Annotated in this window: 18 protein-coding genes and 1 pseudogene; 11 read left to right on the forward strand and 8 right to left on the reverse strand. The window is 70.2% G+C overall.

Going from position 1 to position 23,703, the window contains the following annotated elements:
• Nucleotides 1-108 precede the first annotated feature (108 nt).
• The 11 genes and pseudogenes from IF67_RS0111850 (at nt 109) to IF67_RS45715 (ending at nt 10,375) form a co-directional block, all read left to right on the forward strand.
• A complete protein-coding gene (locus IF67_RS0111850; RefSeq protein WP_078889384.1) occupies nt 109-3,024 on the forward strand; it encodes an ATP-binding protein in 2,916 nt (971 codons plus the stop codon).
• Nucleotides 3,025-3,342: 318 nt separating this feature from the next.
• On the forward strand, nt 3,343-3,723 hold the full coding sequence (locus tag IF67_RS0111855) for a hypothetical protein (RefSeq protein WP_030984836.1): 381 nt from the start codon (nt 3,343-3,345) through the stop codon (nt 3,721-3,723).
• A 77-nt stretch (nt 3,724-3,800) separates the two neighbouring features.
• Nucleotides 3,801-4,508: a hypothetical protein gene (locus IF67_RS0111860; protein ID WP_030984837.1), complete on the forward strand. Its 708-nt coding sequence runs from the start codon at nt 3,801-3,803 to the stop codon at nt 4,506-4,508.
• Nucleotides 4,509-4,549: 41 nt separating this feature from the next.
• Nucleotides 4,550-4,936, forward strand: coding sequence for a hypothetical protein (locus IF67_RS0111865; RefSeq protein WP_030984839.1), 387 nt, complete (start codon nt 4,550-4,552; stop codon nt 4,934-4,936).
• 3 nt (nt 4,937-4,939) lie between these two features.
• Nucleotides 4,940-5,356, forward strand: a complete 417-nt coding sequence (locus IF67_RS0111870; protein ID WP_030984841.1) for a hypothetical protein — start codon at nt 4,940-4,942, stop codon at nt 5,354-5,356.
• A gap of 155 nt (nt 5,357-5,511) precedes the next feature.
• A complete protein-coding gene (locus IF67_RS0111875) occupies nt 5,512-6,042 on the forward strand; it encodes a DinB family protein (protein WP_030984843.1) in 531 nt (176 codons plus the stop codon).
• 138 nt (nt 6,043-6,180) lie between these two features.
• Nucleotides 6,181-6,738: a PadR family transcriptional regulator gene (locus IF67_RS0111880; RefSeq protein WP_030984844.1), complete on the forward strand. Its 558-nt coding sequence runs from the start codon at nt 6,181-6,183 to the stop codon at nt 6,736-6,738.
• 107 nt (nt 6,739-6,845) lie between these two features.
• The gene (locus tag IF67_RS0111885) at nt 6,846-8,573 is read left to right on the forward strand and encodes an acyl-CoA dehydrogenase family protein (RefSeq protein WP_030984846.1); all 1,728 of its coding nucleotides are present in this window, start codon (nt 6,846-6,848) and stop codon (nt 8,571-8,573) included.
• Between the two features lie 124 nt (nt 8,574-8,697).
• Complete coding sequence (locus IF67_RS0111890; RefSeq protein WP_030984849.1) at nt 8,698-9,318, forward strand: L-threonylcarbamoyladenylate synthase; 621 nt, start codon at nt 8,698-8,700, stop codon at nt 9,316-9,318.
• Nucleotides 9,319-9,624: 306 nt separating this feature from the next.
• Nucleotides 9,625-10,268, forward strand: a pseudogene (locus IF67_RS39055) (LysE family translocator).
• The gene (locus IF67_RS45715; protein ID WP_267959188.1) at nt 10,253-10,375 is read left to right on the forward strand and encodes a hypothetical protein; all 123 of its coding nucleotides are present in this window, start codon (nt 10,253-10,255) and stop codon (nt 10,373-10,375) included. The pseudogene IF67_RS39055 and the gene IF67_RS45715 overlap by 16 nt, the downstream one beginning before the upstream one ends.
• Before the next feature lie 85 nt (nt 10,376-10,460).
• On the opposite strand, the gene IF67_RS0111905 is transcribed toward IF67_RS45715, so the two are convergent.
• The 8 genes from IF67_RS0111905 to IF67_RS0111940 all read right to left on the reverse strand — a co-directional run bounded on the left by IF67_RS0111905 (nt 10,461) and on the right by IF67_RS0111940 (nt 23,445).
• Complete coding sequence (locus IF67_RS0111905) at nt 10,461-11,564, reverse strand: substrate-binding domain-containing protein (RefSeq protein WP_037839256.1); 1,104 nt, start codon at nt 11,562-11,564, stop codon at nt 10,461-10,463.
• A 100-nt stretch (nt 11,565-11,664) separates the two neighbouring features.
• Nucleotides 11,665-12,708: an ABC transporter permease gene (locus IF67_RS0111910; RefSeq protein ID WP_030984853.1), complete on the reverse strand. Its 1,044-nt coding sequence runs from the start codon at nt 12,706-12,708 to the stop codon at nt 11,665-11,667.
• Nucleotides 12,705-14,240: a sugar ABC transporter ATP-binding protein gene (locus IF67_RS0111915; protein ID WP_030984855.1), complete on the reverse strand. Its 1,536-nt coding sequence runs from the start codon at nt 14,238-14,240 to the stop codon at nt 12,705-12,707. Before IF67_RS0111915 ends, IF67_RS0111910 begins: the two co-directional genes overlap by 4 nt.
• Before the next feature lie 175 nt (nt 14,241-14,415).
• The gene (locus IF67_RS0111920; RefSeq protein WP_037839212.1) at nt 14,416-17,259 is read right to left on the reverse strand and encodes a SpoIIE family protein phosphatase; all 2,844 of its coding nucleotides are present in this window, start codon (nt 17,257-17,259) and stop codon (nt 14,416-14,418) included.
• Nucleotides 17,260-17,472: 213 nt separating this feature from the next.
• Nucleotides 17,473-18,441 (reverse strand): cyclase family protein, encoded by a 969-nt coding sequence (locus IF67_RS0111925; RefSeq protein ID WP_030984858.1) that lies wholly within the window; start codon nt 18,439-18,441, stop codon nt 17,473-17,475.
• Between the two features lie 207 nt (nt 18,442-18,648).
• Complete coding sequence (locus IF67_RS0111930; RefSeq protein ID WP_030984860.1) at nt 18,649-19,077, reverse strand: MarR family winged helix-turn-helix transcriptional regulator; 429 nt, start codon at nt 19,075-19,077, stop codon at nt 18,649-18,651.
• 28 nt (nt 19,078-19,105) lie between these two features.
• A complete protein-coding gene (gene asnB / locus IF67_RS0111935; protein ID WP_030984862.1) occupies nt 19,106-20,950 on the reverse strand; it encodes an asparagine synthase (glutamine-hydrolyzing) in 1,845 nt (614 codons plus the stop codon).
• A gap of 401 nt (nt 20,951-21,351) precedes the next feature.
• Entirely contained in the window at nt 21,352-23,445 is a 2,094-nt protein-coding gene (locus IF67_RS0111940) for a SpoIIE family protein phosphatase (protein ID WP_030984864.1), read from the reverse strand.
• Between the last annotated feature and the right edge of the window lie 258 nt (nt 23,446-23,703).

Consider the following 23,703-nt stretch of genomic DNA (forward strand, 5'->3'; position numbering starts at 1 on the left):
TCCGGCGGATCCGTCGGCCGGGTACATCTGGGCGCCCGGATCAAGCAACCGCGGTGGTCATCGGGACGTCTCGAAAGCCAGATGGAACAGAGGAGAGTTGAGCAACCCGTGACGTTCGGACATTCCCGTGATGCATGCGGTGACGACTGGCCGTTGGTGGGGCGCGAACGCGAGCTCGCTGCCCTCGACGCCGTGGCCGCCGACGTCTTGTCCGGCCGGTCGCGCGTCGTCCAGCTCGAAGGGCCGGCCGGGATCGGCAAGTCCGTCCTGCTGAGCACCTGGTGGGAACGTAACGAGCAGTTCCGGGTGCTACGGGCCCGCTGCCATCCCCTGGAGCGCGAATTCGCCTTCGGCGCCGTACGACAGCTGTTCAAGCCGCTGCTGGCGGCGGTCTCCGAAACCGAGCGCGCACGTCTCCTGGAAGGCTCCGCGGCCGCCACGCTGCGGGCGCTGGACGACGCCGCCGCCACGGACCCCGTGCGCCCGGAGGCGGCCGATGTGACGGCATCGACGCTGCGGGAACTCGACGTGCTCGTCTCCCGGCTCTCCCGCCGGCAGCCCCTCCTCCTGGCGGTCGACGCCCTCCAGTGGATCGACCAGCCGTCCCTGCGATGGCTCGTCCATTTCGTGGGACGGGCCGACAGCCACCCGGTGCTGATTGCGGTGACCACCCGCAGTGGCGAGGTCAAAAGGCTCGATCCGCTGTTCGCCGAACTCGTCCGTCCCGCGAACTGCCACACCCTCGTCCTGGAGCCGCTCGACGTATCCGGGGTGCGGCAGCTGGTGCGGACGCTGTGGGGTGCGGAGGCGCCCGACGAGGGCTTCTGCGCCGCCTGTCACGCCGCGACGGGCGGGCACCCCCTGTTCGTCCGCGCCCTGCTCCACCAGGCACAGCGCAACGGGGCGCAGCCGACGGCGGAATTCCGGGACCGGATCCCCACGGTCCTGCTGTCGACGCTCGGCGGGGAGATCTCGCACCGGCTCTGCCAGGCGTCCGGCGAAGTCGTGGCGCTGGCGCGGGCGCTGGCCTTCCTGGGCGACCGCAAACCGCCCGAGCTGCTCGCCGCGTACTGCGGGACAGGACGGGCCGTGGTGCTCTCCGCGGCCGAGGACCTGCGGTCGCTGGGCCTGCTGCGGGCGGACGGCGACCTCCGCCTCACCCACCCGGTCGTCCGCGACACGGTGCTGGGAACGCTGTCGCCCGAAGAACTCGGCGTCGGCCATGCGCGGGCGGCCCAGGTGTCCTGCCTCAGCGGACGTCCCGACGAGGAAGTCGCGGCCCATCTGCTGGCGGCCGGTCCCGTACACGGCTCCTGGGTCCTGCCGGCACTGCGCAGAGCAGCCACCCAGGCCTTACGCCGTGGCGCACCGGAGACCGCCGTGACCTATCTGCACGCCGCGTTGAACCAGCCGCTGGACCTGCCCGAACGCGCCCGCGTACTCCTCGAGCTGGGCACGGCGGCCAGCCATTACGACGCCGCGCTGGCCATCTCCTGTGTCACCGGCGCGCTCGAAGAACTGACCGACGAAACGGCCCGCAGCGACGCCCTGGGCGTGCTGGCCTACTCACTGCTGCTCTCCCGCGGCTCCCGTACGGACCTGTCCAGCGTGGACCGGAAGATCGCGGCACTGTGCGACCGGCGCACCGCGGGCTCCGGGGCCGCCGACCGGGAGCTGGCGCTGCGGATGACCGCGCTGCGCTCGTGGATGGAGTTCGAGCGGCCGTCCGTCGGCCCCGCCCCGGCGCCGGCGCCCGGCACGGACGACGACTTGGCCGACCGCACCGCGGGGGAACGGCAGCTGCTCGCCATCCGTGCTTTCCGTGCCCTGCGCGCCGCCCTGCCCGCCCCGTACATCGCCGGTCTCATCGAGCGCGCGTCCGTCAATCTGCCGGCCTTCTCCCATGACCTCTTCCCGCTGCACTACTTCGTCGCCCAGACGCTGCTGTATCTCGACGAGCTCGATACCGCCGACCGGCTCAACCGCCATCTGACACGGGAGATCTCGGGCAAGGGCATGGAACTGCTCGTCTCCTCCCTGCTGCTGTACCAAGCAGGGCTGGCGCTGCGCCGCGGGAACATCACCGAAGCCCTCGACACGGCGCAGGCCGCGGCGGACCAGGCATCCTCCGCCGGCCGGCCCCCGTACGCGCTGACCTTGGACACGATCAGGATCGATGCACTTCTCGCGCAGGGCCACATCGAGGCGGCCGAGCGGGTCGCGGTCCCCCATGCCGTGGCGGGGCAGGCCGAAGTGGCGTGGGAGCGGCCCCGGTTCCTGATGAGCCTGGCGGCGCTGCGGATCGCTCAGGGCGATCTGCGCACGGGGCTCTCGCTGCTCCGTGAGTGCGGCCACCACTGCGACGCCGCCGGGACGGTCAGCCCCGCGATGTCTCCGTGGCGCTCCCGTGCCGCGGCCGCCCATCTCGCGCTGGGGGACGTGAAGTCGGCCCATGAGCTGGCCGAGCAGGAACTCGATCTCGCCCGCCGCTGCCGGATCCCCCGTGCCCTCGGGGTGGCGCTGCGGGTGGCGGGAACGGTGACGCGTGGCCGCCAGGGGCTGGACCTGCTGGCCGAAGCCGTGAGCGTCCTCGGCCCCACCCCCGCACGCCTCGAACTCGCCCGTGCCCTGCACGACTTCGGTGTCGCACTGCTGCGCCAGGACGACAGACGAGGTGCCCGCGGTGCACTGCGCGAGGGGCTGGATCTCGCCGTCGGCTGTGGTGCCACGGCGCTCGCCACACGGCTGGGGGAGCGGCTGCACCTCGCCGGCGGCCGGGTCGGCAGATCAGGTGGGCAGGGGATCCGGGCGCTGACCGCAGGGGAAGAACGCGTCAGCACACTGGCGGCTCAGGGATACAGCAACAGGCAGATCGCCGAACTGCTCGTCGTCACGCTGCGGACGGTGGAGACCCACCTCACCGGCACCTACCGCAAGCTCGGGATCACCGGGCGCCCGCATCTGGCGGCCGCGATGGCCGAGGCGGCCAGGTTCCGCAGGGGGAGCGACCCGGCAGACGCCTGATCACGGCCCCACAGGCTCTGCGACCGACCTCGAAAGCCCCTCATCGGAAGGTGAGGGGCTTTCGGTATGTCCGTCGGCAGTCATCGGTCCTGTGGTCCGCAGGGACAAAGCCCTGTGGTTCTCGTGGTTCTCGTGGTCCAAAGCCGTGGTTCCGGATTTCTTCCGGCATTCCTCGTGGTTGTCCCGGGAGGGGAGGTCTCCGGGTACCGAAGTCTTAGCCGCAATCAATTGATTCGGCGGCCTTGGCATGACTTACTCACCTCTCATGGCGTCACATTCTTTCGACGTCACCAGCCAGCGCAAGAGGGAGTAGCAACCGTGAAGATCAGCCATCGGGCCGTATTCGGTCTTCTTTCGGTGGGTGCCGCGTGCTTCTCAACCGTACTCTCCGCTCCCGCCGCTTACGCGGGATCCGACAACTACATCCAGATCACCAACCACGGCGGCGTCCTCGCCAACACCTGCTACAAGTGGCGTGGCGCCGAGGACAAGAACTACTGCCACAACGTCAAGCCGGTGGGCCAGACCTGGAAGGCGTATTTCCCCGCGGAAGCGACCGGCGCGATGATCGATCTCAGCATCAGCGTGGTGGACTACGCCACGGTGGACTCCGCAGCGGTGATCGATACCAACAAGAACCACTGCTTCGAGATAACCGGCCTCGCCGACCGGCCGAAGCTTCAGGAAACGGGCTGCTGAAGGCAGGTATCACGGAGAGCGCCGGTGCGGCGCTCTCCGCCGGAAAAGCTTCCGTCAGCAACAGAGTGAGGAAAACGTTGATCTCCACATCCGCATCCCGAATAGGTATCACCCTCGGTGCCGTCACCACCGCGCTGTTCCTGGTGGCGCCCACGGCATCGGCGGCCGCACAAGGCGCCGACCTCACCCAGGTGAACGGCCACACCGACAAGTGGATGGCGCAGGCGACTCCCTCCGTCACCTACGACAACGGTTACAAGGTGGACTCCGCGGAAGAAGTCAAGAGCGCACTGGAACAGTGCAAGGACAGCAGTGTTTCGTGCGCCGAGAAGCCCGTGGAAAGCAAGCAGGTGACGAAGTGGTTCGACGTGGGCAATGACGCCATGGGCGTCGGCCCCATCGAGAACTGCGGTACAGGGCAGGGGGAGATAAACCAGACGCTCAGCGGAAGCAAAACCTTCACCTGGGGCTGGAACGTCGGCGGCAATGTCGATCTCACCCTGGTCAAGGATGTGCTGAAGATCGGCGCCTCCGCGCAGTACAGCGAGACCAATGCCGAGACGAAGGCCGGCGACATCCGGATCACCGTGAAGCCGGGCGAGCGGGGGATGCTGATGATGGGCAAGGACACGGAACAGCGAATCTCCGATGTGACGATCCAGGGTGGCAAGTTCGGCGGCGCGAAGATCTCGGGACTGCGCACCGAAATCCTCCTGGCCGAGGCGGCGCGGGTGAGCACCGACGTGGTCAAGTGCGGTGAACTGCTGAAGAAGGAGCAGAGTTGAGCGCCGGTTCCGCTCACCAAAAACTCATGAAGGGGCATCCTGTGCGGAATTACAAGAAGTCGGTGGCCTACGGCGTTGCCGCCCTGGGCCTCGCGCTGGCCGGCGGAGCAATGACCGCACCGTCCGCCGCGGCGGCGGGCTCGGGCAAGTACATCGGTTTCACCAACAACGGTTGGTATCTCGTCGACACCTGCTTCCACTGGCAGTCCTCGGCGACCCCGGACTCCTGCGACAGAGGAAAGCCCAAGGGCACGGACTGGCGGGTGGAAATCCCCGACGACGCCCAGGGTGTCAGGGTCGAGGTGACGGTGCTTGCGCAGGTCGGGGGCGGCAATGTGTCGCCGCAGATAACGGACCTGAGCCGCAATCATTGCTACGTGCTGAGCGGTCTCACGGGTAGCCCGGCGATCACTGACAAGGAGTGCTAGGGCATGCCCGGACCATCGAAGCGAGAGGCGAACTCCAGCATGCGAAGCAAGAAGCGTTCCCTGGCATACGGCGCCGCCGCCCTGGGCCTGGCGCTGGCCGGCGCGGTATTGACGGCCCCCGCCGCCACTGCCGCCTCGGACAACTACCTCCAGTTTGACCACCAGGCGGCGTCTCTCATCGACACCTGCTACGAGTGGAAGGGCCCGGAGGGCATAGAGAAGAAGAACTACTGCCACAATTACCGGCCGGTCGGGGATTCCTGGAAGGCTTATTTCCCCGCTGAGGCAACCGGGGTCACGGTCACCGTGCACTGGTCGGGAGGCTCACAGCCGCTGTACATCAACGAGGCCGACAAGAACCACTGTTACCGGATCGAAGGCATCCTGCCCGGAATCCACGTCCTCGATACGAAGTGCTGAGCGACTGACTCCGGGGCCCGTCGGTGCATTCCGCCGACGGGCCCCGCGGTATGTCGCCTGACCGCATGCGGCCTTTCGGGGAGCTCCCAGAGGGACCGGCACTGAACGGAACGCATCACTGGACAGTTCACTTTCCCCTCCTTAAGGTCCTCATCATGGTCCATAAGATCGAGCCCGCCGTAGAGCCTCCGGTCACTCTCACCAGCCCCTCCGACCTTCTGACCGGCTACCTCGACTTCTACCGGGACGCCGTGCTGCGCAAGGTGGAGGGAATGTCCGACGCGGAGCTGAGGAACAGCCGGCTGCCCACCGGCTGGTCGCCGCTGGGCTTGTTCAAGCACCTGGCCTGTGTGGAATCGCGCTGGCTGCAATGGGGGTTCAACGGAGAACACATCGAAGAGCCATGGGCCGATTTCAAAGAGCGCCCCGGGCCGTGGCACGTCGACTCCGGCGAAACGTTCGAGGACGTCAAGCAGTTCTTTCAGGAGACCTGCGCACGATCCCGCGCCATCGTCGCCGCGGCACGGCTGGAGGACCAGGCTGCCACCCTCGGCGGCAAAGTTCCGGCCGACGAGGACCGTCCCACCCTGATCTGGATCCTCTTCCACCTGCTCCAGGAGTACGCCCGACATGTAGGGCACCTCGACATCGCACGCGAGCTGGCCGATGGAGCCGTCGGGGAGTAGCCGACGACACCGCCCGCCCGTCATGGGCCGGCACCAACGGGGGCAAGAGCCGAGGAGCTGCACCCCGCCCGGGTGAGCCGTGTCTCACCCCGGCGGTGCCCCTTGTCTATGCAACTCGTTGCATAGAAGGATCGGGGCATGGCGCTCGAACACGCGATCCTCGTCTCTCTGCTGGAGAAGCCGGGCTCCGGCTATGAGCTGGCCCGGCGGTTCGAGCGGTCCATCGGATACTTCTGGACCGCCACCCATCAGCAGATCTACCGCGTCCTCAAGCGCATGGAGAGCGACGGGCGGCTCGATGTCCGCGAGGTGCCGCAACAGGCCCGGCCGGACAAGAAGGAGTACTCCGTCGCCGCCCCCGGCAGGGCCGCGCTCTCCCAGTGGCTGCACGAGCCGATCGAACCCGAGAGCGTGCGGCACGAGCTCGCCGTGAAGATCCGCGGCGCGGCCTTCGACGACCCGGCCGCGCTGATCCGCGAGGTCGAGCGGCACCGTCAGGTGCACACCGACCGGCTCGCGCACTATCTCGCGGGGGAGCGGCGGGACTTCACCGGCCCCGAGGCCCCCGCCACGCCCGACGCCGGGCAAGAACTCCAGCACGTCGTGCTGCGCGGCGGCATCGCGTACGAGCGCATGACCCTCGCCTGGCTCGACGACGTACTCGCCACCCTGCACCGACTCGGCTCCGCGCGCTGAACCGGCGCCGACGAGCCGCCTGACCGCCCCACCCCGCCGTCCACCGACACGGCCCCGAAGCTTTCCCTCCACGTCCCTCAACCCCCGAGCCGGAAAGGCGAACATCCATGGCCGACCAGCTGCTGTTCAACCCGCGCACCTACGACCCGGCGCACTTCGACCCCGAGACCCGCAGGCTGCTGCGCGCCACCGTCGACTGGTTCGAGGAGCGCGGCAAGCGCCGGCTGATCGAGGACTACCGCTCCCGTGCCTGGCTGGCGGACTTCCTCGCGTTCTCCGCCAAGGAAGGGCTGTTCGCGACCTTCCTCACCCCGGCCTCCGCCGCCGACGGTCAGCCGGACAAGCGCTGGGACACCGCCCGGATCGCCGCCCTCAACGAGATATTCGGCTTCTACGGGCTCGACTACTGGTACGCCTGGCAGGTCACCATCCTCGGTCTCGGCCCGGTCTGGCAGAGCGACAACGCCGCCGCCCGCAGCCGGGCCGCCGAGCTCCTCACCCAGGGCGAGGTGTTCGCCTTCGGCCTGTCCGAGAAGTCCCACGGCGCCGACATCTACTCCACCGACATGCTGCTGGAGCCGGACGCCGACGGTGCCGGCGGCTTCCGTGCCAGCGGCTCCAAGTACTACATCGGCAACGGCAACGCCGCCGGGCTCGTCTCCGTCTTCGGCCGCCGCACCGACATCGAGGGCCCGGACGGCTATGTCTTCTTCGCCGCCGACAGCCGCCACCCCGCCTACCACCTCGTGAAGAACGTCGTGGACTCCTCGAAGTACGTCAGTGAGTTCCGCCTCGACGACTACCCCGTCGGCCCGGACGACGTACTGCACACCGGCCGCGCCGCCTTCGACGCCGCCCTCAACACCGTCAACGTCGGTAAGTTCAACCTCTGCACCGCCTCGATCGGCATCTGCGAGCACGCGATGTACGAGGCCGTCACGCACGCGCAGAACCGCATCCTCTACGGCCGCCCCGTCACCGCCTTCCCGCATGTGCGCCGAGAGCTGACCGACGCATACGTCCGCCTCGTCGGGATGAAGCTGTTCAGCGACCGCGCCGTCGACTACTTCCGCTCCGCCGGCCCCGACGACCGCCGCTATCTGCTCTTCAACCCGATGACGAAGATGAAGGTGACCACCGAGGGCGAGAAGGTCATCGACCTGATGTGGGACGTCATCGCGGCCAAGGGCTTCGAGAAGGACACCTACTTCGCCCAGGCCGCCACCGAGATCCGCGGCCTGCCGAAGCTGGAGGGCACGGTCCACGTCAACCTCGCCCTGATCCTCAAGTTCATGGGCAACCATCTGCTGAACGCGGCCGACTACGAGGCGGTGCCGACCCGCCTCGACGCGGCCGACGACGCGTTCCTCTTCCGGCAGGGACCGGCCCGCGGCCTGGGCTCCATCCGCTTCCACGACTGGCGCACCGCCTACGACGCCTACGCCGAGGTGCCCAACGTCGGCCGCTTCCGGGAGCAGGCGGACGCCCTCTGCGAGTTCGTCACCACCGCCGCCCCTGGCGAGGAGCAGAGCCGCGACCTCGACCTGCTGCTCGCCGTCGGCCAGCTGTTCGCGCTGGTCGTGCACGGCCAGCTGATCCTGGAGCAGGCGCGCCTGACCGGTCTCGACGCCGACGTGCTCGACGAGCTGTTCGCCGTCCTCGTCCGCGACTTCTCCGCGCACGCCGTCGAGCTGCACGGAAAGGATTCCGCCACCGAAGCACAGCAGCGCTGGGCACTGGACGCGGTCCGGCGTCCGGTCGTCGACGACGCCCGCTCGACGCGCGTCTGGGAGCGTGTCGAGGCCCTGGCCGGGGCGTACGAGATGGCGCCGTAGCAGCGGAGCCCCCCGGGCCGCCCGCATCGCGGACCGGCGGACCGGCCGACGCCCCCAGGCGCCGGCCGGTCCTTGCCGGACCTGTGACGTGGGCGCGAGTGGCCGGATCACGTAGGCTCGGCGGATGGCGAAGTATTTCGACGTGCACCCCGAGAACCCCCAGCGGCGCACCATGAGCACGGTGGCCGACAGCATCCGCTCCGGCGCGCTCATCGCGTATCCGACGGACTCCTGTTTCGCGCTGGGATGCCAGCTGGGCAGCCGTGACGGCATCGGCCGGATCCGGTCGATCCGCAACCTCGACGACCGTCACCACTTCACCCTCATGTGCGAGAACTTTGCTCAGCTCGGGCAGTTCGTGCACATCGACAACGACGTCTTCCGCGCGATCAAGGCGGCGACGCCCGGCAGTTACACCTTCATCCTCCCCGCCACCAAGGAGGTGCCGCGCCAGCTGTGGCACCCGAAGAAGAAGACCGTCGGAGTCCGGATCCCGGACCATGTCGTCACTCAGGCCCTGCTCGCCGAACTCGGTGAGCCGCTGCTCTCCAGCACCCTGCTGCTGCCGGACGAGGAGGAGCCGATGACGCAGGGGTGGGAGATCAAGGAACGGCTCGACCACGTGGTGGACGCAGTGCTCGACTCGGGCGACTGCGGCACCGAGCCGACCACGGTGATCGACTTCTCCGGTGGCGACGCCGAGATCGTACGCCGAGGGGCAGGCGACGTCGCACGATTCGAGTAGCCGGACCGAGGACACCTTGCTGTCGGCCGCGCGGAGGGCGGCAAGGCGTGTGCGGGCCTGTTCGACGTCCAGGGGGACTCCTCTCCGACTCGGAGCTCCGACAGCAGCGTTCGTGATCGAGGGCCTTTTGATCCCCCGTCATGCGTGCTCCTCCGCTTGATGCCGGGGTGGTGCCCCCGCAAGGACCCGGCGGACGCACCGCACGACAGGAGCCCCGCCGAGGCGGGCCCCACCGCCGGCCGCTCTCACCCCGCCGGCACACCGGAAACCACATCACGCAGTGAATGCGGTGGGTAACTTGTCGTCATGATCAAGTTAGGCCGTCTTGCCGTCTTCGTGACCGCTGTGGCCGTATTGATCGCTGTGCCGGGGCCGAGCGTCCTGTTCGTCGTCAGCCGTGGTGTCGCGCTCGGGCGGCGGGCCGCGGTGTTCACGGCGGTGGGAAACGAGGCGGGCCTGCTGGTGCAGGTGGCGTTGGTGGCGTTCGGGCTGGGGAGCGTCGTCGAGCGCTCGATGCTCGTCTTCTCGCTGCTGAAGTTCGCCGGTGCGCTGTATCTCGTGCATCTGGGGGTTCAGGCGTGGCGGAACCGCCGGCTGCCGGCGGTGTCCGACGGTGGCACGCCGAAGAGCGAAAGCGCGGGCCGGATCCTGCGGGAGGGGTTCGTGGTGGGGGTGAGCAATCCGAAGGGACTGCTGATCTTCACTGCGGCGCTGCCGCAGTTCATGGATCCCGCTGCGGGCCATGGCCGCTGCAACTGCTCCTGCTCGGGGTGATCTGTGTGCTGATCGCGCTGATCTCCGACGCGTCGTGGGGGCTGCTCGCCGGTACGGCACGCAACTGGCTGTCCGGTTCGCCTCGTCGGCTGTCCTGCACCGGCGGTGCGTCGGGCGTGGTGATGGTCGGGCTGGCTGGCACGGTTGCGCAGGCGGCGAGATGCACGCCGACATGACCGCCGGCGGCGTCCGCAGGAAGCCGGCCAACCGCTCGCCGGCGGTGTGGGCCCGCGCGGACGGCAGCTGGAAGTTCCTCGCCTATCGGGCCACCGTCAAGCAGTGACACCGGACGAACGGCGAGACCTCGACCGCGTCCACCACTGAGCGGAGCCCCGTCCCCCCGTCGCCGACGACAAGCCCCGCCCCCCTCACCTGCCCCAGATCTTCCGGTACGCCGCGCGATAGCCGGGCGGATCCCAGGTCGTGGCCCCGCGGCTGTCGGCTGCCGTGGAGAGGTGCACCGGGGCGACGTACCGGCTGGCGGGGCTGCTTGAGAAGGCGCGGTTGAATTCGTCGAGGATCTGCCAGCCCTGCTGGGAGAAGGGCTCGGGGACGGTGGCTGATTGGAACTGTCTGCTGTTGATGCGCTGGAAGGCGGAGGGGTCGCCGTCGCCCGCGCCGATGTTGTAGGGGGCCCCGGCGCCCTTCCTACGGGCCGCGCGCAGGGCGGGGGCGGCGTCGGCGAAGTACACGTCGTTGATGGCTACGGAGTGAGTCCACTTGTCCCGGAAGCGGGAGAGGAGGGAGGAGACTTCCTGGGGAGTGCGGCTGCTGGTATCCGAGATCGGGATGTTCTCCTCGGCCAGCAGTCGTACGCCGGAGCAGACGGCAAGTCCCTTCTCGATCAGTTCGGACTTGTGCCGGGCGAACGGGATCGAGGCATCGGTGAACACGACGACTCCGGCGTGACCGCGGGAGTGTGCGATGACCCAGTCCGCGCTGATCTTCGCCACGTCCCGGACCTCGGTGGTGATGTTGCTGAAGAGTGCGGGGTCCTTGCTCGGGCCGGGCGCGTCGACCGCATGCCAGCCGATGAGCGGGACGTGCTCCGCTCGGGCCCTGGCGACCTGTTGCGACGTCAGGCGCGGGTCGAAGCCGCCGATGACGATGCCCGAGGGACGCAGGGTGAGGGCCTGGCTGAAGGCTGCTTGGATCCCGGCGGGGGTGCCCTGGCCGTCGATCACCCGGACGTTCCAGCCGATGGCCTTCGCGGCTTCCCGCACACCCTGCGCGGCGCCCGCGACGCCGGGGTTGGTCATGGTCTGCGCGACAAAGACGATCCTCTTGCCGGAAACCGCCGTGGGGCCGGTGGTGGGGCCGTCCCAGGTGGTGTGGATCTTCTGGGCCCGCCGAACGGCCGTCCGGGCCTTGGCCAGGACGGTGGGGCAGCCGGCCCGTGACGGCCCTGGGGAGGAGGCCCCGGCGCCGGCCGAGGCGCCGCGCTCGCAGCCGGCGACGAGCGTGGCCGCCATCGCGAGGACAACGGCGCCGGCCAGGGCGGACTTGCGGTGCGCGGACACGGGCACTCCTTGCGGAGGGACGACACGGTGGTGACGGCCGAGGGGCACGACGTCACGTGCGGCCGGTCGTGGCGGGTTCGGGCAGGGTGCGGGGAGGTTCCGTCCGTCGTTGGCGCAGCTGCCGGCGGGCCGCGTAACCGGCCATGCCGACGGCGATGAGCAAGGTGGCGCCGTTGAACAGCGGGGTGACCCAGAACTGGGCGCCGAGCTGGCCGATACCGGCGAGGCCGATGGCGAGAATGACGACGGCGACCAGGGTGCCCAGGGCGTTGGCGCGGCCGGGTTTGATCGCGGTGGAGCCGAGCAGCGCCCCGACGAAGGCGGGCAGCAGATAGTCCAGGCCGACGCTGGGGTTGCCGATGCGCTGCTGCGCGGCGAGCAGGACCCCGGCGATGCCGACGATCAGACCCGAGCCGGCAAAGGCGTAGATGACGTAGCGCCGGGTGGGGATGCCCACCAGCTCGGCGGCGCGGGGGTTGGAGCCGATGACGTACAGATACCGGCCGAGCGGCAGTCGCTCCAGGAGCAGCCACAGGACGGCGGTCAGCGCGAGGACGTAGAAGGCGGAGACCGGCAGGCCGAGGAACCGGGAGTCGTAGAGATCGGTGAAGGCGGCCGGCAGGCCCTGCGGGCCGGGCACGATCCGGGCCCCGTTGGTGATCCAGCCGGTGAGGGCGTACAGGATGCTGCCGGTGCCGAGCGTGGCGATAAAGGAGTTGATCCTCGCGAATTCGACGAGGACGCCGTTGACGACGCCGACGACCGCCCCGCCGAGGACCACCACGAGGCACGCAAGGGGCCAGGGCCAGGCTTCGTCGGCGAGGAGATGCATCGTCATGACGTGTGCGAGGCCGAGACCGTAGCCGATGGACAGGTCGAACTTGGCGGTGACGATGGGGATCATGGCGCCGAGCGCGAGGACGGCGGGGATTGACTGGTTGGACAGGATCTCGGAGATGTTGTCCTGGGTGGGAAAGGTGTCCGGCAGCGCCAGGGAGAAGGCCAGGAACAGCAGGGAGGTGAGGACCAGGAGGCCGTAGGCGCCGAGGAGATGTCCGAACCGGCGGCCCAGCGGGGGGCGGGGAGCGGGGGTCATGGTCTCCTCGTCCAGGTGAGCGGGGGCATCGCCGAGGAGGCACGGGCGAGTTCGGTGACCGTGAGGGCCTCGCCGCTCAGCTCCACCGTCACCGCCCCGCGAACGAACACCAGGGCCCGGTGGCACACCTGGGCGACCTCCTCGAAGTCGGTGGAGAGGAGCAGAACCGCGAGGCCCTCGGCCAGGGCGTCACGGAGCAGGAGGTAGAGCGCCGTCTTGGCGCCGACGTCCACCCCGGCGGTCGGCTCCTCGAGGATCAGCAGGTGCCGGCTCGTCCTGAGCCACCGGCCGACCATGACCTTCTGCTGGTTTCCCCCGGACAGGGTGGCGATCGGAGCTTCGGTGTCCTTGGGGGAGACCGAGAACCGCTCGATCAGGGCAGCGGTTTCGGCGCGCTCGCGCCGGGGGCGCAGCGGGCGCCAGGACGGCACACCGTCCGCCCGGGGATTGGCGAGGAAGTTCTCCCGTACGGTCAGTTCGGCGGCGCAGCCCTCTTCCTGACGGTTGCTGGTCACGAAGCCGACGCCGGAGTCGACAGCGGCCGTGACGGTGCGCGGTGCATACGGCCGTCCGTCGAGCAGGGCCCGGCCGCCGAGGAGGTGCCGGGAGCCGGCGAGGGCGCGGCCCAGTTCCATGTGCCCGGCGCTGGTGAGGCCCACCATGCCGAGGATCTCACCGCGGCGCAGTTCCAGGCTGACCGGTGCGGTGTTCTCGGTCCGTACACGGTCGAGACGGAGCACGGGCGGGCCCGTGGCGGGGGCGAACCGGTAGCCGCCCGGTTCGTGTCCCACGATGTCGCGCACCAGCCGGGCGGCGCTGTAGTCGGCGAGCGGACCCTGGCTGATGAGGCGGCCGTCGCGCAGCACGGCGAAGGCATCGGCGACCTTGTACACCTCGTCGATCCGGTGGGTGACGTGGACGAGGGCGTGTCCTTGGTCGCGCAGGGTGTGCAGGACGTCGAACAGCCGGGCGCAGTCCGCTGCCGGGAGGCTGGCCGTCGGCTCGTCGAGGACGATGAGCGCGGCCTGTGTGGACAGTGCGCGGGCGATGGCCACCAGGGAGCGTTCGGCCCGCGGGAGGTCGGCGACGGGCGTGCCCGGGTCGAGATGCGCGGCGACGAGGTCCAGGGCCGCGGCCCCTTGCCTGCGGGTCCGTCGCCAGGACAGCAGCCCCGCGCGGCGCGGATAGCCGGCCCCCAGGGCGATGTTCTCGGCGACGGTCATCCACTCGACCAGCCCCAGGTCCTGATGGATGAAGGACATGGCGCGGGCGGCCGCTTCGGTGCCGAGCGGGTGGCCGGCGACGGTCACCTCGCCCTCGTCCGCGTGGTGGACGCCCGCGAGCACCTTGATGAGGGTGGACTTCCCGGCACCGTTGGGACCGAGCAGGGCGAGGATGCGGCCGGAATGGATGTCGAGGTCGACCGCGTCCAGCGCGAGGGTTCCGCCGAACCGTTTGCTGAGGCCGCGTACGCGGACCAGGGGCTCTGCGGCACGGCGCGGGGGAGGGGTGCTGTCAGGAGCGTCATGCACAGACTTCTCCGGGGGTCGGCCGCTTGGTCCTTCTGGGTGCTTCCCGACTGGCGGGGCAGCGCCGCGGGGCGCTACGCGGTGGTGAGAGCGGCGCGTCGGGCGGTGCACCATCCGGACCGGTTACCGCAATTACGTCATGGTAGGGCCCGCTTCGGGCTGGATGTCGGATGGACCGTCAGAGCGCGGGAATGTCGTCGAAATACGCTGCTGCGGCGTCGGCCTTTCCCGCGGGCGCTTCCAGCGCGCACTCGGCCCAGATGACCTTGCCGCCGGCGGTGTAGCGGGTGCCCCAGGCCTGCGCGAGTTGGGCGACGAGGAACAGGCCGCGGCCGCCCTCGTCGGTGCTGGCCGCGTGGCGCAGATGCGGGGCGGTGCTGCCGGCGTCGGAGACCTCGCAGATCAGTGTGCGGTCGTGGAGCAGGCGTACCTGGATGGGCTCGGTGCCGTAGCGGATGGCGTTGGTGACCAGTTCGCTGAGCAGGAGCTCGGTGGCGAAGACGACCTCGTGCAGCCCCCATTCGGCCAGCCGGCGCGTCACGGCGGCACGGATGCCGGAGACGAGCGCCGGGTCGGCGGGCAGGTCCCAGGTGGCGCTCCGGTGCGGGGCCAGGGCGTGGGTGCGGGCGACGAGCAAGGCGATGTCGTCGGCGGGGTGCTGGGGCACCACGGCCCGGACCACGGCCTCGCAGGTGTCCTCGGGCGGGCGGGTCGGGTGAGCCAGGGCGTGCCGCAGCTGGTCGAGGGACGTATCGACGTCCCGGTGGCGGTCCTCGATGAGGCCGTTGGTGTAGAGGACGAGCTGGCTGCCTTCGGGGAGAGCGAATTCGGCGGTTTCGAAGGGGAGACCGCCCAGGCCCAGCGGCGGCCCGGCGGGGAGGTCGGGGAAGGTGACGGTGCCGTCGGGGTGGACCAGTGCGGGCGGCGGATGGCCGGACCGGGCCATCACACACTGCTGCGACGTGGGGTCGTAGATGGCGTACAGGCAGGTGGCGCCGATGATGCCGGTGCTGCCGGCGGAGGGTTCCTCGCCGCCCTCGTCCCGGTCGAGGCGCCCCACGAGATTGTCGAGATGGGTGAGGACCTCGTCCGGACCGAGGTCGAGTTCGGCGAAGTTGCGCGCGGCGGTGCGCAGCCGGCCCATGGTGGCGGCGGCATGCAGCCCATGACCGACGACATCCCCGACGACGAGGGCGACGCGGGTGCTGGAGAGCGGAATGACATCGAACCAGTCGCCCCCGACTCCGGACTCGGCAGGCATATAGCGGTAGGCGACCTCGACGGCGCTCTGCTCGGGGAAGCTCTGCGGCAGCAGGCTGTGCTGGAGCGCAAGGACCATGGTGTGTTCGCGGGTGAACCGGCGGGCGTTGTCGATGCAGATGGCGGCGCGGGTGGCGAGTTCCTGGGCCAGCGAACGGTCGTCGTCCCCGAAGGGGGCGGGGTCCTGCGCACGGTAGAAACTCGCGGTGCCCAGGGCGATCCCGCGGGCCAGCAGGGGGACGGCGATGAGGGAGTGGATGTGGTGGCCGAGGAGGCGCTCGGCGTGTTCGGGGTCCTGGGCGATCCAGCCGCCGGCCGCCCGCAGATCGGGCTCCAGCACGGGCTGCCGGTCGGCCAGACAGCGGAGCTGGGGTGTGGACGGGCGGAGATCGACCGGCTCACCGGCAGGGTAGAAGGGACAGTCGTCGCGAATTCCGTGGACCACCGTGCGGTAGAGGCCGGTGCGGGGATCGGTCGGCTCCTCGCCGCGCAGCACCGCCTCGGGAAGGTCGATGGTGACGTAGTCGGCCAGGCGCGGTACGGCCATCTCGGCGAGCTCCCGGGCGGTACGGCTCACGTCCAGGGTGGTGCCGATGCGGGTACTGGCCTCGGACAGCAGCTCCAGGCGGCGCCGGGCCGCCACGGCGTAGGTGCCCACGCCAGGTTCGCCGATCAGCACCAGCCCGCTGGTCGCACCGTCGGCGGTGCGACCGGCGACGCCGGGCGGGCGGACCGCCGTGGCCGGGTGGTCCGGTTCGGCGCCGGGCACGTGCCCGGGCAGCGGGACGGCGGGGGCGAGGACCGGCGGCGCCAGGGGGCCGGGTGAGGCGCCGGGTTCGGTGAGGACGGTGCGGTGTTGATCCGGTGCGGGGAGCACCGCCTCGATGACGACGCCCTCCACCCCGGAGGGGCTGGTCACCGGGCGGCTCAGCAGGGTGACCCGCCGGCCGCCGGGCAGCAGGACGTCGACGGCGGCTCGCTGGGCCGCGGAGATCAGATCGGTGGCCCGCTCCTTGAGGAGCATCTCGTCACGCCAGTCCAGCCCGCTCCCGGCCGGCTCGCCCCGTTGCCCGTTGCCCGTCGTATCGCCGGTCGGCGCGCGGTTCCTGGCATCGAGATACGCCTGGAGCAGGGCGCGCTCCCGCGTCGAACTCTGCTCCAGCAGCCGTCGTTCGATGGCGCCGGCGGCCTTGCTGATCACGATGTTCAGGGTCGCATCCGCATCGGTGGGCGGATAACCGAAGCAGAGAACGCCTACGATGCGTCCGCTGAGCGGGTCCCGGACGGGAATGGCCGCACACGCATTGGCCTGGGAGCGTTCGGCGAAATGCTCGGCGCCGTAGACATTGATCAGCTGCCGTTCCGCGAGCGCCAGACCGATTCCGTTGGTGCCGGCGAACTCCTCGGCGAACACGAAACCCGGGACACTCTGGATCGCGGCCAGATGTCTGACCTGGGAGGTCTCGCCGAAACGGCGTTGCAGCACGGCGCCGCGTCCATCGGCGAGGGACACATTCATGGTTCTGCCCGCGAACCGGTACTCCAGCCGGTCCAGTACGGGTGTGGCGGCGCGGACGAGCCGCCCGTCCAGATCGAGATCCTCGAAGTAGGGGAGCTCGCAGCCTTCCGGTGTAAGCCCCAGGGACCGGGAACGCTGCCAGGAATTCAGGATCGGGTTGCGCACGGTTCCCTCGACCGTCCCACCCCGAAGGAACTGCTCTCGGGCGCGCGCGGGGCCGATGTCCTCTCCCACGAGGCCCATCCCCATCACTTCCCGCATCGGCACGTGCCGCCATGGCCACCCGTACATCGGAGCAGCCGCATCATGCGCTCCAATTGTAGATCTTTGTACATATAACGGACGAGGGTCCTGTCGCTCCAGAGGGCTGGGGGCCGTCGGGGCTGCGCGTCGGCCGTTACCCGCGGTCATGACCGGAAACGGTGCGGCCCGGCCGTCAGCCGTCCGGCCTCGCCGTCACAGCACCGCGACCGGGTTGACGGGCGAGCCCGTGCCGCCAGGGATGTTCAGCGGGGCCACCACGAGGAGGAACGCATAGCGGCCCGCCTCCGCGCCGGCGGCCGAGAGCGCTTCGAGGTCGAGATTGTCCAGGAGCGGCACTCCCATCGCGGCGAGGGCGAGGGCGTGGACCGGGGAATGCACCCCCTCGACCGGTGAGGGCCGTACGTCGCTGTCGCCGTCGCCGCCGAGCAGGGCGATCCCCCGCTCGGCCAGCAGGGGCACGGCGTCCACGTGAAAGCCCGCGCTCGCCGTGCCGGGGTCCCAGGCGCCCTTCTCCCGGCGGCGGCGGACGCTGCCGGACCGCAGCAGCACCGCGTCGCCCTCGCCGATCGTCACGCCGAGTGCCCGCTCCGCGGACACGATGTCCCCGGCGTGCACAGCCCGCCCCGGCTCCAGCCATGGGCACCCCAGCACGGTGGGCAGGTCGAGCAGCACCCCTCGCGTCACGAGGGGGCCCAGTGCCGATACGGCGCCGAAGCGGGCCCCTCCGGCATCGACGCACTCGCGCGCCGTGCGGCCGTCGTAGAGCTGTCCCCGGTAGGCGGCATGGGACAGGGCGTCCAGGTGGCTGGTCGCTTTGCCGTGATAGTCGACGGCGATGAAGTCCTTGTGCGTGGAGGGTTCCGGAGCCTCCACATCCCCGAGGTCGGACATGTAGTGCAGGGCCGGCTTGCTGTTGTCCGGGCCCGCGGCCGTGTTCCACGGGCGCGCCAGGGGAACGACCGTTCCGGACCGGGCCAGGGCGGCGGCCCGCCGTACGTGGTCCGGGGTCACCCGGTTCCAGGCGCCGCGGTCGGCGGGCGTCCAGCGGCCCCACGTACGGACTGCCGCGAACAGTGCGTCGAACTCCTGGCGGGAGACGGCGGGCCCGTTCCCCGCCCCGGCCGACGGGGGAGTCGGTGCCGCACCGGGGTTGCCGGTCATCTGCTCAGCGCTCCAAGGGGGACGGGTCAGCGCTCCAAGGGGACGGGCCACCCCTGCTGCGAGGTGTCACGCCCCGTCCGGTCGGCTGAGTATCGCGCGTTCCAGCCCCTGCGCGCGGACGCCACTCGGCCCGGCCGGCCCTCGCACACCCGGGCGGCCGACGTCGCGGCTCGTGCACCCACGTCGGCCGACCCGGGAGGGCGAGCCTCAGTCCGCTGTGTCCGCGAGCCTGCGCAGCAGGGGTTCCACCTCGGCGAGTTGGCGGATCTCGGCGGGCCGCAGCGAAGCGAGGCGGGTGGCCAGTACCTCGGCTTCGCCGCGTGCGATGTCGGCCAGCGCGGCGGTGCCGCGTTCGGTGAGCTGGACCCGGCTGGCACGCTTGTCGGCCGGGTCGGACTCGCGGCGGACCAGGCCCGCCTCCTCCAGCCCGATGACGGCGGCGGTGGCGGTCGGCTGGGAGCAGGGCACCCACTGCGCGATCTCGCCGACCCGGGCCGGGCCCTGCCGTGTCAGCAGTGCCAGGACGGCGATATGCGTCAGATGGACGCTGCCCGCCGTGGAGGCCCTGCGCAGGCTCCGGGTGAGCCGGTGCAGGGAGACCACCAGCTGTAGCGCCTCGTCGTCACCGATTGTCATCGCTCAGCCCATCGCGCGCCCGTTCAGATCAAGAGAGCGTAACCGTGGGGGAGTACATGTCCCACCACAGAGCCAGATCCAGCGTCTTCTCGAGCCCGCGCCGGGACGCCTGGGTGATCTGGGGAGAGTCGTGGTTCGCCGCGCGCTCCAGCCAGTTGCGGTTGACGAGATCGAACACGGGGTGCGAGCGGCGCGACAGCAAGTCCTTGGCGTGGTGCTGGAGCGCGACCGCGTACTGCGGGTCCTGTGTGGAGGGGTAGGGGCTCTTCACGCGGTCGTACACCGACTTCGGCAGCAGATCCGCCGTGGCCTCGCGCAACAGGCTCTTCTCCCGTCCGTCGAAGGACTTCAGCGACCATGGCGCGTTGTAGACGTACTCGACCAGCCGGTGGTCGCAGAACGGCACCCGCACCTCCAGTCCGACCGCCATGCTCGCGCGGTCCTTGCGGTCGAGCAGGATCCGGACGAAGCGCGTCAGATGCAGATAGCAGATCGTGCGCATGCGGAACTCGAAGTCGCTCTCCCCGTCGAGACGCTCGACGCCCTTGATGGCGGAGCGGTAGCCGTCCTGGATGTAGGAGCCCAGGTCGAGGGAGGTGGTGACAGCGGGGTTCAGGATGTCGCCGTCGTCGCCGAAGTGCTCCGCGAAGCGGACGAGCCAGGGGAAGGTGTCGGCCCGTCGGGCCTCCTCGTCGAAGAACTGCTTGTACCCGCCGAAGACCTCGTCCGCCGACTCACCGGACAGGGCGACCGTCGAGTGCCCGCGGATCGCCTTGAACAGCAGATAGAGCGAGGCGTCCATGTCGCCGAAGCCCATCGGGATGTCCCGCGCGCGGATGACCTTCGCGCGGACATCGAGGTCGGCCAGGTCGGCCGAGTCCAGCACGATGTCCTGGTGGTCGGTGCCGGCGAGGCGGGCCACGTCGTGCACGAAGGGGGCGTCGGGGGTGGCGCGCAGCTCGTCGGCCACGAAGTGCTCGGTCCGCCCGGCGAAGTCGACCGCGAAACTGCGTACCGTTTCGTCCGTCTCCCCCAGCTGACGGGCCGCCAGCGCGGTCATGGCGGAGGAGTCCAGGCCGCCCGACAGCAGGGTGCAGCGCGGCACATCGGCGACGAGCTGACGGCGGACGATGTCGTCGAGCAGCGTACGGACATGGGCGATCGAGGTGTCCCGGTCGTCGAGGTGCGCACGGGTCCGCAGCGACCAGTAGACGTGCCGGCGCAGCCCGTTGCGGTCCACGGTGACCACGGTGCCGGGCTCCACCTCGTACATGCCCTCCCAGATGGCGTGGCCGGGCGTCTTGACGAAGGCGAAGAGCTCGCGGAGGCCGTCGAGGCCGACGTTCCGCCCGGCCAGCGGATGGGCGAGGATCGCCTTCGGCTCGGAGCCGAACAGCACGCCGTCAGGGGTGGGGTAGTAGTAGAAGGGCTTGATCCCCATCCGGTCGCGGATCATGACGAGCCGTCGGCGCTGCTCGTCCCAGACCGCGAACGCGAACATCCCGTTGAGGCGTCCGGCGACCTCCTCGCCCCATTCGAGGTATCCGCGCAGGACGACCTCGGTGTCGGAGTCGGTCGTGAAACGGTGGCCCCTGGAGGCGAGTTCCTTCCTGAGTTCGCCGAAGTTGTAGGCCTCGCCGGAGTACACGAGGGTGACCGGGCTGCCGTCCGCCCGCTCGGCGGTCATCGGCTGACGTCCACCGGGCAGGTCGATGATCGCGAGGCGGCAGTGGCCGAGAGCGGCCGGCCCCTGCACCCAGGTGCCACGGTCGTCCGGACCGCGGCAGGCCATCGTCTCGGTCATCGCGTCCACGGTCTCCTGCTCGGAGCGCAGATCACGGTCGAAGGAAATCCAGCCGGTGATCCCACACATGCCATGTCCTCCTGATCCGGCCCAGGAGCCGCCGGACACCGCGAGCGGACACATCGATGCCCGGTTGCCCGACAGCCTCGGCTGAGCCAGTTGTATCGAGCACCTATGTAATGAGCGTGTCCCTCGGGCGCCGCTCCGTCAACCGGGCCGTCACCCGCCCGGCACCGCGCGGAAACTCGTTCCCCAGCTCGCAAAACCACCCTGGAAATGGTGCTTGAGCTGCCGCTTTGCCGTGCTCCTCGGGCCGGATCGGCCGGCCGGCCGAGAGCTGCGCCATACGGGAGCGAGGGAAAGGCTTTACCCGGCTGCCGGGAGGGGCGAACGGGGCGCGCACGCGCAGCGCCCCCGCACGGTGTCCCGTGAGGGGGCGTCCCAAGGGGCGGGAGACGACGCTGACGGCGCTACGGGGCGGAGGTGAAGGGCCCGGTGCGGGCGATGAGCAGGGCGACGTCATCCGGGTCGTCGGGGCGCCGGAGTTCGCGAAGGAGCCGGTCGCAGGTCTCCTCCAGGGAGCGGTCGGGGGCGTCGAGCAGGCGGCGCAGGGTTTCGAGGCGTGCGTCGATGGGGTGGTGGCGGGTCTCGACCAGCCCGTCGGTGTACAGGACCAGCTGGTCGCCCGGGCCGAGGCGGAAGGTGGTGGTCTCGAAGGGGACGCCGCCGACCCCGAGCGGGGTGCCGGTGGGCAGGTCGAGAAGTTCGGGGCGGCGGCCCCTGCGGACCAGGACGGGCGGCAGGTGACCGGCGGTGGCGATGTGGCATTCGGCGTGGTGCGGATCGTAGGTGGCGTAGACGCAGGTGGCGATGTAGTGCTCCAGCCCTGAGGTGATCTTGTCGAGGTGCTGGAGGACCTGGGCGGGGTCGAGATCGAGGTCGGCGAAGGCGCTGGTGGCGGTGCGCAGGCGGCCCATGGTGGCGGCGGCGTCGATTCCGCTGCCCATGACATCGCCCACGACGAGTGCGGTCTTGTCCCCTTCGAGCGGGAGGACGTCGTACCAGTCGCCGCCGATCTCGTACGTGGCCTGCGCGGGACGGTACCGGGAGGCGATCTGGAGACCGGGGAGGTGGGGCGGGTGGTCGGGGAGCAGGCTGCGCTGGAGGGTCTCGGCGGCGTTGCGCACGCTCTGGTGGGAGCGGGCGTTGTCGATGCACACGGCGGCGCGGGAGGCCAGCTCGGCGGCCAGGGCGAGGTCGTCCTCGTCGAAGGGCAGCGGGTTGCGGGCGCGGGTGAGACCCAGACAGCCCAGGATCTGGCCGCGGGCGATGAGCGGGGCGAGCAGGTAGGAGTGCACCCCGGCGCGGGCCAGCAAGGTGGCGGCGTGGTCGTCGCGGGCGATGCGTGCCAGGTCGTGGTCGTCCGTGTGGGAGACCATCATCGGGCGGCCGGTGCGTACGCAGAGGGTGGCCAGGCGGTCGGCGTCGTAGGCGGCGGTCTGGCCCGGAGGGTCGGCGGCCTGGAGGGCCTCGGTGGGGTAGGCGCCTTTCACGGCGAGGGCACGAAAGAGCGCGGGGCCTTCCTCGCGCGCGGGACGGTGCTCACCCAGGACGGAGTCGAGCACATCGACCGTGACCATGTCGGCGAGTTCGGGAACGGTGACCTCGGCCAGCTCACGGGCGGTCTGCTCCACCTCCAACGTGGTGCCGATACGGGCGGACCCGTCCGCGATCAGGGCCAGCCGCCGCCGGGCCTCGGTGGCCTCCATGGCTGCCTGGTACCGGTCGGTGACGTCCACCACCAGGTCGGCCACTCCGAGCACCCGCCCCTGGGGGTCCTCCAGCCGGTACAACGAGATCGACCAGGCGTGCTGGTGGTCGGGGTCGGCGGGGCTGCGGCCGACGACCGTGGCCTGGTCGACCATGGGGACCCCGGTCTCCAGGACCTCCCGCATCGCGGCCTCGGGCACCTCGAACTTCGCGGCGGTCATGATCTCGCGGTAGTGCCGGCCGAGGTGATCCTTCGCGGGAATGCCGTGCATCCGCTCCAGGGCGGGGTTGACGGACACATAGCGCAGCTCGGTGTCGAGTATCGCCAGCCCGATGGGGGACTGGGAGATCAGCCGGGTGGACAGGGCGACATCCCGCTCCACCTCGCGGAGCGTCGGTGAGTCGGTGGCGAGCCCCAGGGCATAGAAGTCGCCGCGGTCGTCCAGCAGCCGCATGTTGCGCAGTTCCACCAGCCGTTCGGTGCCGTCCTTGTGCCGGACCGGGAAGGTGCCGCCCCAGCTCTTGCCGGTCTCCATGACCTCGGCGAACTTCTTGATCACCAGGTCCCAGTGCTCTTCGTGGATGAGCAGCGGCGCCGCGTACTGCCCGAGGGCCTCCCCGGAGGTGTAGCCGTACAGATCCTCGGCCTGCGGGCTCCAGAGGACGATCCGCCCCTCCGCGTCCACCAGCACCGCGGCAACAGCGAGGAGGTCCATCAGCCCGCTCGGCTGCGACGACTTGCCCTCCGGTCCACCGGCGGGCCACTTCTTGCCCTCCGGTCCACCCGCGGGCACCTTCTTGCCCTCCGGTTCGCCGGCGCCGGACGGACGCACATCGGCTGCGCACACCCCGGCACTCCTTCCGTCTGCCGGACCGCCGGGGCTGCCCCTCGCCCCGTTCCGTGGCCTGCCCACGCATCTGTCCGTGGCCGGCCCGCGCTCCGGTGAGTGCTGTGGCTTCCATGGTCCCCCCGGATCGTCGGACCGCACACTCGTCCGGCCGTCGCCGACCGGGGGCCAGGGAAAGAGGTGAGTAATGCAGACGGCGGCCGA

Source organism: Streptomyces sp. NRRL S-1813 (assembly GCF_000719605.1).
Lineage (GTDB): Bacteria > Actinomycetota > Actinomycetes > Streptomycetales > Streptomycetaceae > Streptomyces > Streptomyces decoyicus.